Source organism: Oryzomonas sagensis (assembly GCF_008802355.1).
GTDB lineage: Bacteria > Desulfobacterota > Desulfuromonadia > Geobacterales > Pseudopelobacteraceae > Oryzomonas > Oryzomonas sagensis.
Window position 1 is genome coordinate 55,001 of record NZ_VZRA01000001.1, and the last position, 14,122, is coordinate 69,122.

The window sequence follows — 14,122 nt, forward strand, 5'->3', positions numbered from 1 at the left end:
GATGATGGCGCGGGAACCGGTGCCGCTGGCAACGACGCTCTGCATCAGGTTGGTGATGACATAGGAGGTCTCAGGCGAAACGGCCGGGATCGCTGCCGGTGGCTGATTTTCCTGAAGTACGGTCCCGTCGTTGTCCGTGACCTTGGTGACGAAGTACTGGGGGATCAATTGCCCCTTGTTGGCAAACACCGAGTAGGCTTCGGTCAGCTCGAAGGGGGACACGGACGCGGCCCCCAGGGCCAGGGCCAGGTTGGCCGGGATCGGGGAGGTGAAGCCGAGCTTCTTGGCATAATCGGCCGCATATTGGGCACCAATCTGTTCCATGATCTTGACGCTGACGATGTTGATGGAGTAGGTCAGCGCCTCGCGCATGGTTACCGGCCCACGAAAGGTGTTGTCGTAGTTTTTCGGTTTCCAGGTCCCGCCGGCGCCGTCCGGATATTCCACCTCGGAGTCCTCGATGATGGTGGCCGGGGTCAACCCCTTGTCGAGGGCCGCGGCATAGATGATCGGCTTGAAGGCCGACCCGGCGTTGCGCCTGGCCTGGACGGCCCGGTTGAACTGGCTCTTGCGGAAGTCGTAGCCGCCGACCATGGCCTTGACCGCCCCGGTACGGGGATCGAGGGAAACCAGGGCCGCCTGCACCTCGGGGGTCTGATCGAGGGCGAATTGGGCCCCCTCCTTGTTGACCTCCGGCGAGACGACCGACACCTCGATCACCGAACCGAGGGTCAGGTTCTTGTTCCCCTTCTCCGGCTTGCCGTAGCTGTCGATCATCCCCGTCCTGCCGGCCCAGGCCATATTCTTGCGGGTCAGAACGCCTTTGCGATCCCCGACCCTGACGATGGCCTCACCCTTCCCGGGGACGAATCCCACCACGACCCCCTGATAGCTCTCGCCGGTCTTGAGGGTCGCGGAATCGATACCATCCTCGACCTTGGCACAGAACCCATCCACCTCGGATTCGCCGAGGTATTTGGTCGGCCCCCGGAACCCCTGGCGCTTGTCGACCGCCTTGAGGCCGTTCCTGAGGCTTTCGTAGGCCGCCCGCTGCATGTCGGCGTTCATGGTGGTGTAGATCTTCAGGCCACCCTTGTAGAGCTGATCCTCTCCGTACTTTTCCTCAAGCTGGATGCGCAGATGTTCGAGGAAATAGGCCGACTGCTCGTTGTTGACCTTTTTCATGGAGCGGATCTCGATCGGCGTATTCTTGGCGCGATCGGCCTCGGCGGTCGTGATGTACCCCTCCTTCACCATGCGGTCCAGGACATAGGCCTGCCGCTCACGGGCCTTGTCCAGGTGCTTGATGGGGGAATAGGCGTTGGGCGCCTTGGGAAGCCCGGCCAGCATGGCCATCTCGGCCAGGTTGAGCTGGTCGACGTTTTTGCCGAAATAGGTTTCAGCCGCCACCTGGACGCCGTAGGCACCGCCCCCCAGGTAGATCTGGTTCAGGTACAGGTAGAGGATCTCGTCCTTGGAGAGCTTCTCCTCCATGCGTTTGGCCAGGATGGCCTCTTTGATCTTGCGGGAAAACTTCTTTTCCGGGGTCAGCAGCATGGACTTGGTCACCTGCTGGGTGATGGTCGAGGCCCCCTCCTTCTTGCGCATGGAGAGGAGGTTTTTGAAGGCCGCCCGTACAATCCCCAGGTAATCGATCCCCTTGTGCTGGTAAAAACTGGAGTCCTCGGCCGCCACGAAGGCCTGGATCAGCTTGCGCGGCATCTTTTCCACCGGCACCACGATGCGCCGCTCCAGATAGAATTCCCCCACCAGACTGCCGTCGTCGCTGAAGACCTGGGAGACAATAGGCGGTTTATAGTCCGCCAGGCGGTCCACCCGCGGCAGGCGCGCCATCAGATAAAATACATATCCCGTTGCCCCGAGCAGCCCTACAATGCCCAGCGTAACGGCAAACAGCGCCAGGGCCGGTAAAATTCCCCTGCCCTTGGTGGTGGATGTTGATGTGGATGCGGGTGCCTTCCTGTCCATATACCTACTCCCCGGCTATGCGCCGCCGTGATTCCCGATTCGTTGTGCGTCAGTGGCAAATTCTGATGCAATCTTTTCAAAATAGCCCATATCACCACGAGAATTCAAGCATAATAACGAAACCACATTGCCCTTGCCAAGCATCGAAGAGCAGTTATAATCTGTCTGAATCCGATGATGCCCGCATGGCGGCTCGAATGACGTGCGGGAGTCGATCGCCGCCCACGAAAAACCATCCCGGCTTTGTCGGGAAAACTCCGCCGTCAAGGATTCAGACACCACGCAATCGGCACATGAAGCGTGGGACCACGGGGCAGGCAGGGCCGGGGAACCGCCATGAAAATGTTTTCTGACCGCAGCGTCGACACCAAATTCAACATCATCGCCGCCCTCCTCCTCGCGGCGCTCTTCCTGAGCCTGGCCTACAGCAACTATCGCCGGGAGCAGGCGCTCATCCTCACCACGGCCGTGGACAATGCCCGGTCCATCGCGCACCAGATCATCGAAACCCGGGACTACCTTTCCCAGAGCGTCACCAGCGAACCTGAACACAACTACAACCTCATCCCCCAGGTGGCCGCCACCCAGATCGCCAAACGCCTCACCAACGGGTCGCGCTACTATGTCCGCCAGATCTCGTTGCGCTACCGCAACCCGGCCAACCGCCCCGACAGCTTCGAGACCGCCCAATTGGCGACTTTTCGGGATACACAGGCCCGGGAAGTCTGGCAGGTGGCGGGTGAAAAAGGGAAGAAGGCCCTGCGCTACCTGCTGCCCATGAAGGCCGACCAATCCTGTCTGGCCTGCCACGGCACCTATGACACCGCGCCGCGCTTTGTCCGGGAGCGCTTCCCGCGGGGGCATTATTCCTACGGCTACCGGGTGGGCGAGGTGATCGGCGCGGTTTCGGTGTCGGTGCCCATGGAGGGACTGTACCACGAGGTCGGCACCAACCTGGCCTACGACCTGCTCTACGACGGCGCGGTTCTCCTCGCCTTCGTCCTCATCAGCGGCTGGCTCATCCGCAGGACGATCCTGACACCGGTCAAGAACGTCGCCGAGAGTATTGCCGACGTGGCCCGCACCGGCAACTTCTCCGAGCGGCTCACGGAGCGGGGGAACGACGAGATCGGCGAACTGATCGGATCGTTCAACGAACTGATGGCGGAGCTGGACCGCAAGACCCTGCAGCGGAAAGAATCGGAGGATCGCTACCGCAACTTCATCGAGATCGCCCAGTCCCCCATCGTCACCTTCGTGGGGGACGGCAAGATCGTCATCTCCAATCAGAAGGCGGAGAGGCTCTTCGGCCTGACCAAACAGGAACTGCTCGGCCAGTGCATCTTCGACTTCCTGGAAAACGGAGAGGCGTTACGGGCCGCGGTCGAAGGGTATTTCAGTTCCGGCAGCAGCGACCTGATCGGCACCACGGTGCGGCAAACGGTGCGGGATGTGTGCGGCAACCCCTTCGAGGTGGACATGGTCATCTCCGTCTCCCAGGCAGATCAGAACCCGATCTTCAGCGCCATACTGCGCCCGCTCAAATAGCAGGTTGCGCATCCTGTTCCGGCGACTCACGTTTCACATTTGAAGCGGCACGAATATCTGCTATAGTTTCCCCACTATGATATCCGACCCATTGTATCAACTCGCCCTGTACGCCTTGGTGGCCGTTGCCCTGATCGGCGTTTTGCTGGTGGCCGCCTGGTGGCTCGGAGCAAAGCGCACGACGCCCGCCAAGGAGGCCCCCTACGAATCGGGGGTCCTGCCCACCGGCAGCGCCCGCCTGGCATGGCCGGTGCCTTTCTACCTGGTGGCCATTTTCTTTATCGTGTTCGACGTGGAGGCGGCCTTCATCTTCACCTGGGCCACGGCCTGGGACCTGCTCGGTAGTGCGGGCCTCACCCAGATCACGGTCTTCATCGTCATCTTGGCCGCAGGCCTCCTCTGGCTCTGGCTTAAAGGCGGACTGGACTGGGGACCCTCACGGGAGAGAAACGCAGATTTTTCGCAATCTCTGCGCAAGTCTTCGGAATAGTCAGGCCGTTAAAAAACCCAGGTTGTTCAAAAACAGTCAGATCGTCGCACCCGCTAGACAAGCCCTGCGGAGGCCCTCACCCGGCCTTTGGCCACCCTCTCCCAGAGGGAGAGGGTAACGGTATCCCTTCTCCCTTTGGGAGAAGGATAGGATGAGGGGCGCTACGCCGCACGAAAGGGCCTTCGAGGATGAAGGCCTGATGGCTGTTTTTCAACAACCTCTCAACTTTGCGTTTCAGAGGTACCTGCCTTGTACGATACACCGGACAACATCATCCCAACCCCCGACAACATCATCCTGACGCGCCTCGACGACCTGATCAACTGGGGGCGGGCCAATTCCCTCTGGCCCATGTTCTTCGGTCTCTCCTGCTGCTTTGTGGAGATGATGACCTCCTTCACGTCGCGCCACGACATCTCCCGCTTCGGGGCCGAGGTGCTGCGCGGGACGCCCCGTGAGGCGGACGTGATGGTGATCGCCGGGACGGTCTTCAAGAAAATGGCTCCTTCGATCCTGCACCTCTACGAACAGATGGCCGAACCGCGCTGGGTGATCTCCATGGGAAGCTGCTCCAATTCCGGCGGCATGTACGACGTGTACAGCGTGGTGCAGGGGGTGAACCAGATTCTGCCGGTGGATGTGTACGTGCCCGGCTGTCCACCCCGGCCCGAGGCCTTCCTCCAGGGGCTGATGCTGCTCCAGGAAAAGATCAGAACCGGGGAGCGCCCGGCCCGGGCGGTCCTGCACCTGGCCGGGGGCTGCCAGGGGACCACCGCCCCGGTCCTCAAGGACGGGGAGACCAAATCCCGGGACACCCGCGGACCGGGCATGACGGCTATCCCGATCCGTGGGACCGCCGTGGGGCATCCGGCCATGTTCCAGCCCCGCTCGGACGAACAGTGGCGCCCCCCCGCGCCCCGGCACCCCTACCCGGATTTCGGGCTTCCCCAAGAGATCGGCACGCTGTTCGGCGGCCGGGTCGCCATCGACGGGACCGCCACCGACATGCTCACCCTGCGGGCGCCGGCCGAACTGGTGCCCGACCTGCTGCGCCATCTGAAAGAGCGGCCAGGCCCCGCCTTCAAGCGCCTGGAGGACATCGCCGCCGTGGACGACTCACTCCGGCGGGACCGTTCCCGGTACCGGGACTTCACCCTCAACTACCACCTGCTCTCCTTCGACCAGCCCGGCTACGTGCGCGTCAAATGCGAACTAACGGGAGAATTCCCGGAAACGCCCAGCGTGACCCCGGTCTTCCCGGTTGCCGACTGGTACGAGCGGGAGGTGTTCGACATGTTCGGCATCCGCTTTGGCGGCCACCCCAACCTGCGGCGCATCCTGATGCCCCATGACTGGGAGGGGCACCCCCTGCGCAAGGAGCACCCCTTCCGCGCCACGGAGATGGCACCCTACACCGCGGATGACGCCCGCCGCCACGCGCCGCTGCCCGCCTCGGACTTTTTCGAACGGATCAGCGCGGGGGAGATGGTCCTCAACCTGGGGCCGCAGCATCCCGGCACCCACGGCATCATCCGCTGCATCCTCAAGCTGGACGGGGAGGAGATCCGCGACATCGACTTCGACATCGGCTATCACCACCGGGGGGCCGAGAAGATCGCCGAACGCCAGCACTGGAACCAGTTCATCCCCTACACCGACCGCATCGACTACCTGGCCGGGGTGCAGAACAACCTGGCCTATGTCACGTCGGTCGAACGGCTCTGCGGCATCCAGGTGCCCGAGCGGGCCCAGTATATCCGCGTCATGCTGGCGGAGCTGTTCCGCATCGCCAGCCACCTGGTCTGGCTCGGGACCTTCGCCGCCGACGTGGGGGCCATGACGCCGGTCTTCTATACCTTTACCGACCGGGAGTTGATCTTCGACATCGTGGAGATGATCACCGGGGGGCGCATGCACCCGGCCTGGTTCCGCATCGGCGGCGTGGCCGAGGACCTGCCCGAGGGATGGGAGGCGCCGGTGAAGCGGTTTCTGGCATGGCTGCCGCCCCGACTCAGGGAGTACGAACAACTCGTGGGCGGCAACCCGATCTTCCGGGCGCGGCTCAAGGGGGTCGGCGCCATCTCGGCGGAAGACGCCCGGGAATGGGGACTCTCGGGCCCTAACCTGCGCGCCTGCGGCATGGAATGGGATTTACGGAAGAAGATGCCCTACGGCGGGTACGAGCGGTTCACGTTCGATGCGGCCGTGGCCGAGGGGGGGGACTGCTGGGCGCGCTACCTGGTGCGCATGGAGGAGATCCGCCAGTCATTACGCCTGGTGGAACAGGCCATGGACGGGATGCCCGACGGCCGCTGGATCACGGACGACTACCGCTACGTGCTGCCCCGGAAGCCGGACACCCTGAAGGACATCGAGTCCCTGATCCACCACTTCGTCAACAGCACCCGGGGCATGACGCCGCCCAAGGGAGAAACCTACGCCGCCATCGAGGCCCCGAAAGGGGAGAACGGCTACTTTGCCGTCTCGGACGGCCTGAACATCCCCTACCGGATGCGCATCCGCACCCCCAGCTTCCCGCACATCCAGGCACTACCGGTCATGAGCCGTGGCTGGCTGGTGGCCGACTTCCTGGCAATCCTGGGCTCGGTGGATTTCGTCCTGGCCGATCTCGACCGCTAGATGCCGAGGGGCAGGGGCTGCTGACGCGCAGGCACCCCGCAGGATGGCGGTTCCTGGGATTGGCTGGCATCGAAGATCTCCGCGAACTCATCCTTGATCGCAACGAACGTAGCCAGGACGTGGGGATCGAAGTGCTCCGGCATCGTCCTGCCGTCGCCGTTCAGGATGATGTCGCAGGTCGTCGCATGGTCAAAGGCCCCCTTATAGACCCGCTCGCTCCGCAAGGCGTCATACTGGTCGGCCAGCATGGTGATCCGGCCGGCAATGGGGATGGCTTCCCCCCGCAGGCCGTAGGGATAGCCGCTGCCGTCCCAGCGCTCATGATGGCTGGCCGCGATGGTCGCCCCCATCTGGAGCATGCTGTGGGCCGACCCCTGGAGGATCTTCTCGCCGATGACCGTATGCTGCTTGATGGTCTCGAATTCGGCGGGCGTCAGTGCCCCCGGCTTGAGCAGGATCGAGTCGGGGATGCCGATCTTGCCGACGTCGTGCATGGCGCTGGCAATGTGAATCTGCTCGATGAAGGCGTCCGGCATGCCCAGGGCGGTCGCCAGCTTTTTGGCATACAGGCCGATGCGCAGGATGTGCAGCCCGGTGTCCTCGTCCCGCAATTCGGCCGCCGCGGTGAGCCGCTCGATGATTTCGCGGCTCATCTTCGTCAGCCGCTGCAGGGCCTCGGCCAGTTCCGAGGTCCGCTTCTCCACCGTGATCTCCAGTTCCCGCTTGTAGTTCTTTTCGATCTGGGTCAGATGTTTGTAGTGGACCCCCTTTTCCACCGTATGGATGAGATAGGGGGGGCTGTACGGTTTGATGATGAAGTCGAAGGCCCCTTTCTGGATGGCTTTGACGGCCGTATCCAGGTCCGCGTAGGCGGTCATGAGCACCACCGGCGTCTCCCGGTCCAGGAAGCGGATCTTCTCCAGAAGCTCGATGCCATCCATGTGGGGCATGTTGATATCGGTCAGGACCAGGTCCACCGGCCGGGTCACGAACTGCTTGACCGCTTCGTGGCCATTGGCAAAGGCCTGGACCGTGAAACCGTATTCGTCGAGAAGCGTCGAGACGCTCTCCAGCACGAAGCGGTCATCGTCTACCACAAAGATGTTCCCGGTTGTTTCACTCCCCATGGCCCAGCACCTCGCGAATTTTCATAAGCAACTCCTTGGGCATATATGGTTTGGCGATAAAAGGCAAGCTTTCATCCAGGACCTCCTGCGAACGGACGATCTCCTCCGTGTAACCGCTGGTGAAGAGCACCTTTACCCCCGGATTGCCGGCACGGATGGCCTCGTAAACCTCCCGCCCCTTCATTTCCGGCATGATGACGTCCAGGATGAGCAGGCCGACCTGTTTGCTGTATTCATAGAACCTGTCCAGGGCCTGCCGCCCGTCCTCGGCCTCAATAACCGAATAGCCGAACTCCTCCAGCACCTCCCGGGAAAAACGGCGGGTCGACTCGTTGTCGTCGGCCAGGAGGACCACCTGTTGTCCGGCCGGGGGAGACACCCGGGGCGCTTCCTGTTCATCGTCCCCGGACTCCACGTCCGAACAGGGGAGGTAGATGCGGAAGGACGTCCCCCTTCCCTTCTCGCTGGTGCACACAATGCACCCGTTGTGCTTTTTGACGATGCCGTAGGCGATGGAAAGACCGAGCCCGGTTCCCTTGCCGGTCCCCTTGGTGGTAAAGAACGGCTCGAAGATATGGCTGATCGTCTCCTCGTCCATGCCCTGGCCGGTGTCGGAGACCGTCAGTAGCGCAAAGCGGCCGGGCTGACCGAGCCCGTTCATGGCGGCAAACGAGCTGTCCAGGTCCACCAATGCGCTTCCGATGGCGATCTCGCCCCCGCCCGGCATCGCATCCCGCGCGTTGGCGGCCAGACTCATCAGCACCTGTTCGATCTGGACGCTGTCCACCATGACCGGCAGTTCTTCACCGGCCAGGCGGGTGGTGAGGCGGATGTCCTCGCTGATCAGCCGCTGGAGCAGTTTCTGCACCCGTTCGACGATCTCGTTGAGATTGATGTGGCGGGTGATCGTATGCTGTTTGCGGCTGAAGGCCAGAAGCCCTTTGGTCAGGCTGGAACCGCGCTCGGCAGTGGCCAGGATCTGCTCCACCCCATTACGGAAGGGGCTCTCCTCCGGCAGCTTGATCTGCATGATACTGGCGTAACCGATGACCGCCGTCAGGATATTGTTGAAGTCATGGGCGATGCCGCCGGCCAACTGCCCGATGGCCTCCATCTTCTGGGAGTGGTGCAGCTCGCTCTCCAACCGTTTGCGATCGGTAATATCCTCGTTGATGGCGATAAAGTGGGTGATCAGACCTTTTTCATCCCTGATCGGCGCTATCACGGCCTGCTCCCAGTACAGTTCGCCACTCTTCTTGCGGTTGTGAAACTCCCCGCGCCACTCGCGCCCGCCCAGGATCGTCTCCCAGAGCAGGCGGTATTCCGCCGGGCTGGTGGTGCCGGATTTGAACATGCGGGTGTTCTGGCCGACCGCCTCGACGGAGGAATATCCGGTAACCTCGCTGAAACGGGGGTTGACGTATTCGATGGTGCCACCCGTATCCGTGATGATGATGGAGGCCGGGTTTTGCTCCACGCCGACCGTGAGTTTCCTCAGGCTTGCCTCGGCCTTCTGGCGCTCCGCCAGTTCCCGTTGCACGGCATCGTAAAGTTGGGCGTTGTCCAGGGCCACGGAGGCCAGTTCGGCGAATTGCGTCAGAATAGCCATATGCTCTTCGTCGAACAACCGCCCCTCCTCGAGGAACGCCAAACCGAGCACGCCGACCACCCGGTCGTTCGACTTCAGCGGGACGCCGACCATAGCCCGCAGCACGATGCGGTCGGCGTCGGGAAGCCGGTGCTCCCATTGACTGTAATTGCCGACGTACAACGGTTCCCCCGTTGTCCAGACCCACCCCGCGATCCCGTCATGGGGCCCGATGGAACAGTGCACGAACCCCTCAAAGACCCCGCTTTGGCAGACCATGTCCATTGCCGTCCCCTGCCCGTTCAACAGGTAGACATAGCAATGTTCGGTCCCCACCAGCTTGCCGGCGCGAACGAGAATCGCCTGCAGGAGGCTGGGCACGTCCAGGCGCCTGACCAGCCCCAGGGAGGTCTCGTGGAATGCGGTCAGGTATTCGTTCTGGCGGCGCAAGAGCTCGTCGGCGCGCTTGCGGTCGCTGATATCCCTGGCCACGGCCATGATCGCCTTGTCACCGTCGAAATCGATCAGGCGGGCCTTCACCTCCACCGGCAGGGTGACGCCGTTCTTGCAGCGCTGGCAGGTTTCGAAGGTGATCTGCCCCAACGCCATGACGAGGGCAAACCGCTCGGGGTTGCGCACGGCGTACTCGGGAGTATCCAGATCTCCTGCCTGCATGCCGATGAACTCCTCGCGGCGGAACCCGTAACGGCTGCACGCCTCGCCGTTCACCTCGAAAATCCTGCCGTCCTTGTGGATAATAAAGATTGCGTCGCTGGACTGTTCGAAGAAGAGCCGAAATTTTTCCTCGCTGACGACGGTGGAGCGTTCGGCGCGCTTCAGGAGCGTAATATCGGAGAAGCTGCCGCGCAGGCCGACATAGGCGCCGTTCTGGCCGAAGACCGGCCGGCTGAGATAGTTCGTCCACCGCACCTCGCCGTCTCTGGTGACGATCCGGAACTCCAGGGGCTCGACGGAGTCGGCGGTTGCGCCTCTCCGGTACTGCTCATCCCAATGTTCCCGATCATCCGGGTGGATAATGGAACTCAACAGGCCGGGCGCGGCGTAGAACTCCTCGGGGCTGTACCCGGTGATGTCGCTGCAGCTGGGAGAGACGTAGTGCATGGTCGCGCAATCCGGGGCGACCCAGAAGACCATCTCCGAAGAGAAATCCACCACCGTGCGATACAGCACTTCCCGCTTGGCAAGCTCCTCCTGCTGCTGGTCCACCTCCTTGAGCAGGCGGTTAAAGGCTTGGGCCAGTACAGCCGGTTCATCGCCCCCCGCGGCGGGGAAGAGGCGGTCGTCGCCTGTTTTGGTCGAGAGGGTTTCCACATGCCGGGCGAGGGCCAGCATCGGCGCGGTCAGCCGGGAAAGGACGCGCCGCAGCAGCAGGGCCGCGAGCAGGGCTATCGGGACAACGATCCCCAGGAAAAGGGCATTCGCCTTTTGGATCGGTTCATAGGCCTGGGAGATGGGATAGTTTGCCGCGATAATCCAGTTCTTGCTCTTGAGGTGTTTGAACGACGCCAGCGTGCGGACCCCGCGGGAGGTCATCGTCTCGGCGGTGCCGTCAAAGCCTGCAATGGCGCGGTCCAGCAGCGGGTTGGCACCCGGGGGGGGCGTCCCATTCACACCCGCCTGGGGAGCGGAATGATACAGGGTGACCCGGTCGGTATTGACGACGTACAGGTAGCCGTTCTTGCCGATCCTGACATCGGAGAGCTTGCCCAGGAACGGGGAGCGGGTCAGGTCGATGCTCCCCCCCAACACCGCGATCAGGACGCCCCCCTCGTCAAACAGCGGGGCGGTGAACATCAGGGCCGGATGGTGGTGTTCCTGAGACGATACATAGGGGTCGGAGACAAACGGTTTCCGGGTGCTGAAGGTTTTTGTCAGGTAGTCGCGGTAGGAGAACTCTTTCCCCGAACGTTCCAACCCCCGGGGCAACTCCGCCATCATGCGGCCGTGCCGGTCGAATATGAAGAAGCCGTTATCGAAGGTGGCGAGATGTTCGCCTTCCCCCCTCAGGAATTCCAGCGCTTTTTGGGGGGAGGAGATCGTTCCGGGCGTGGCCATGCGGGCGATGGCCACCAGCGACTCGCTGGTGGAGGCCACCTGCCGGTCAATCTCATCCGCCAGGACCGACACGATCTGGTACTGCTGTTCGGAAACCCCCTCCTTGACGTGCGACTCGAGGATTCTTTGGGAGAGCAAAAGAATTCCAGCCAGCACACAGACGGAGATGATGGGGTACACAAGGCTTACTTTCGTTTTGAGGGAAAGGGTCCGCATCGCAACGTTTCCGGAATCAATGGTGTTTTCGCGCCGAGCGCATCATTACGGGGCATCTGTCCAGGCGCAGGTTCGAAATATAGCATAGTTTATTGAACCGAAACAAAAACAAAAAACCACGCATCTGCCGGAACGTGTCGCCCGACCTCCATGCCGGCCCCATCGCCCGGCTTGAGGCCAACTTTTTCTTGGACAAGGTGTATCCCATCGAGTAATATGGATCGAATAACTATCAATAAAAGGGAGAAAAAGGGTGGACAAGCTTGTCATCAAGGGCGGGAAAAAACTAGCGGGCGAGGTGCGGGTCAGCGGTTCCAAGAACGCCTCCCTGCCGATCTTCGTGGCCACCATCCTGAACTCCGGGATGAACCAGATCAGCAACGTGCCCTTCCTGCGCGACATCAACACCACCATCAAGGTGCTGGAATCCCTGGGCGCCACCATCGAAGGCAACGGCAACATCGTCAGGATCGACTCCGCCGGTATCCGCAACCACGAGGCGACCTACGAACTGGTAAAAACCATGCGCGCCTCGGTGCTGGTTCTGGGGCCGCTCCTGGCCCGCTTCGGCAAGGCCCGGGTCTCCCTGCCCGGCGGCTGCGCCATCGGCGCCCGCCCCATCAACCTGCACCTCAAGGGGCTCCAGGCCCTGGGTGCCGAGATCAACCTGGAACACGGCTATGTGGAGGCCAAAGCCCGCCACCTGAAAGGGGCGCGGGTCAACTTCGACATCTCCACCGTGGGGGGCACCGAGCACCTGCTGATGACCGCGGCCCTGGCCAAGGGGGAGACGGTCCTGGAGAACGCCGCCCGTGAGCCGGAGATCGTCGATCTGGCCCAGATGCTCAACCTCATGGGAGCCAAGATCGAGGGGGCCGGAACCGACACCATCCACATCCAGGGGGTCACCGAACTCTCCCCCGTTTCCTACTCCGTCATGCCGGACCGCATCGAGGCCGGCACCTTCATGATCGCCTCCGCCATCACCGGGGGGGACGTGAAGATCCACGGCATGAAGCTGGAACACCTGGACGCGCTGGTCTTCAAACTCCAGGACGCCGGGGTGGAGATCACGAGCCACGACAACGTGGTGCGGGTCAAGGCGCCCCGAAAGATCCGCAGCATCAACATCAAGACCCGCCCCTACCCCGGCTTTCCCACGGACATGCAGGCCCAATTCATGGCCCTCATGTGCGTGGCCGACGGGGCGAGCGTCATCAGCGAGAACATCTTCGAGAACCGTTTCATGCACGTCTCCGAGCTCCAGCGCTTCGGGGCGGACATCACCATCGAGGGGAACAGCGCCACGGTCAAGGGGGTCAGGAAACTCTCCGGCGCGCCGGTCATGGCCACCGACCTGCGGGCGTCGGCGTCCCTGATCCTGGCCGGCCTGGCCGCGGACAACGTCACCGAGATCTCCCGCATTTATCATCTGGACCGGGGGTATGAGTCCATCGAGAAGAAGCTGGCAGGGCTGGGAGCGGATATCAAAAGGGTACAGGAGTGACGAATGCCGCTTTTCCGCAATCTCTGCGTTGTCGTTCGGAATCTCCTTGTGCGGCGTAGCGCTGCTACGCCTCCGCGGGCTTCCTCCTCCGCCTTGACCTTGCGAAAAATCGACATCCGAAAGGAATAAACTCAGGTGAATGACTGGATTACTATTGCAATACCGAAAGGCCGCATCCTGGAAGAATCGGTGGAGCTGTTCGGCAGGATCGGCATCGACTGCCGGGAACTGCTCTCCGACTCCCGCAAGCTGATCTTCGAGAATACGGAACAGCGCATGCGCTATATGATCGTGCGCGCCACCGACGTCCCCACCTACGTGGAGTACGGCAGCGCCGACCTGGGTATCGTGGGCAAGGACACGCTCATGGAACAGGGCAAGGACCTGTACGAGCCGCTGGACCTGAAGTTCGGCTACTGCCGCATGATGGTGGCCGAGCCGGCCAACCTGGCCCGCACCGACGACCCCTCCGGCTGGTCCCACATCCGCATCGCCACCAAGTACCCCCATGTGGCCGAGACCTATTTCGCCTCCAAGGGGATTCAGGTGGAGATCATCAAACTGTACGGCTCCATCGAGCTGGCCCCGCTGGTGGGGCTGTCCGAGCGGATCGTGGACCTGGTGTCCACCGGCGAGACCCTGCGCCAGAACGGCCTGGTGGAGGTGGAGAGCATCGCCGAGATCACCACCCGGCTGATCGTCAACCGCGCCAGCCTCAAAACCAAGTACGAGCGGATCACCCACATCATACAAGGACTGGAAAAAGAGCTTCAGTCCACATAAGCCTAAAATAAGCATTTGCACCACAAAAACACAAAGAACACTAAGTAAAATCAGTCGGTTGTCTTACCAAAGTCTTGCACCTGATTGGTTCGGTTTTTTATTTTCCATAAGCATCTGAATTTCTTTGTGCCCTTTGTGTCTTTGTGGTTATTAACTAC

8 protein-coding genes (1 of these 8 only partly in view) are annotated in these 14,122 nt (G+C 61.9%); 5 read left to right on the top strand and 3 right to left on the bottom strand.

Annotated elements, in window-relative coordinates; genetic code table 11:
• Positions 1–1,989: the 5' portion of a penicillin-binding protein 1A gene (locus tag F6V30_RS00225; RefSeq protein WP_151154539.1), read on the bottom strand. Its footprint begins 390 nt before the window's first position; only the first 1,989 of its 2,379 coding nucleotides appear in the window; the start codon lies at positions 1,987–1,989; the stop codon falls past the left edge of the window.
• A gap of 336 nt (positions 1,990–2,325) precedes the next feature.
• On the opposite strand from F6V30_RS00225, the gene F6V30_RS00230 reads away from it, so the two are divergent.
• The 3 genes from F6V30_RS00230 to F6V30_RS00240 all read left to right on the top strand — a co-directional run bounded on the left by F6V30_RS00230 (position 2,326) and on the right by F6V30_RS00240 (position 6,667).
• A complete protein-coding gene (locus F6V30_RS00230; protein WP_151154540.1) occupies positions 2,326–3,537 on the top strand; it encodes a c-type heme family protein in 1,212 nt (403 codons plus the stop codon).
• Between the two features lie 76 nt (positions 3,538–3,613).
• On the top strand, positions 3,614–4,027 hold the full coding sequence (locus F6V30_RS00235; protein WP_151154541.1) for an NADH-quinone oxidoreductase subunit A: 414 nt from the start codon (positions 3,614–3,616) through the stop codon (positions 4,025–4,027).
• 270 nt (positions 4,028–4,297) lie between these two features.
• Positions 4,298–6,667, top strand: a complete 2,370-nt coding sequence (locus F6V30_RS00240; RefSeq protein ID WP_151156356.1) for an NADH-quinone oxidoreductase subunit B/C/D — start codon at positions 4,298–4,300, stop codon at positions 6,665–6,667.
• Here the strand turns inward: F6V30_RS00240 and F6V30_RS00245 are convergent.
• Positions 6,664–7,794: a response regulator gene (locus tag F6V30_RS00245; RefSeq protein ID WP_151154542.1), complete on the bottom strand. Its 1,131-nt coding sequence runs from the start codon at positions 7,792–7,794 to the stop codon at positions 6,664–6,666. The genes F6V30_RS00240 and F6V30_RS00245 overlap by 4 nt on opposite strands.
• On the bottom strand, positions 7,784–11,674 hold the full coding sequence (locus tag F6V30_RS00250) for a PAS domain S-box protein (RefSeq protein ID WP_151154543.1): 3,891 nt from the start codon (positions 11,672–11,674) through the stop codon (positions 7,784–7,786). Before F6V30_RS00250 ends, F6V30_RS00245 begins: the two co-directional genes overlap by 11 nt.
• A 253-nt stretch (positions 11,675–11,927) precedes the next feature.
• On the opposite strand from F6V30_RS00250, the gene murA reads away from it, so the two are divergent.
• Entirely contained in the window at positions 11,928–13,181 is a 1,254-nt protein-coding gene (murA, locus tag F6V30_RS00255; RefSeq protein ID WP_151154544.1) for a UDP-N-acetylglucosamine 1-carboxyvinyltransferase, read from the top strand.
• A 135-nt stretch (positions 13,182–13,316) separates the two neighbouring features.
• Positions 13,317–13,964, top strand: coding sequence for an ATP phosphoribosyltransferase (hisG, locus tag F6V30_RS00260; protein ID WP_151154545.1), 648 nt, complete (start codon positions 13,317–13,319; stop codon positions 13,962–13,964).
• Positions 13,965–14,122: the final 158 nt, after the last annotated feature.

Coding starts and splice junctions, on each gene's coding strand:
- F6V30_RS00230 (WP_151154540.1), top strand. CDS start 2,326: ATGAAAATGTTTTCTGACCGCAGCGTCGACACCAAATTCAACATCATC.
- F6V30_RS00235 (WP_151154541.1), top strand. CDS start 3,614: ATGATATCCGACCCATTGTATCAACTCGCCCTGTACGCCTTGGTGGCC.
- F6V30_RS00245 (WP_151154542.1), bottom strand. CDS start 7,794: ATGGGGAGTGAAACAACCGGGAACATCTTTGTGGTAGACGATGACCGC.
- F6V30_RS00250 (WP_151154543.1), bottom strand. CDS start 11,674: ATGCGGACCCTTTCCCTCAAAACGAAAGTAAGCCTTGTGTACCCCATC.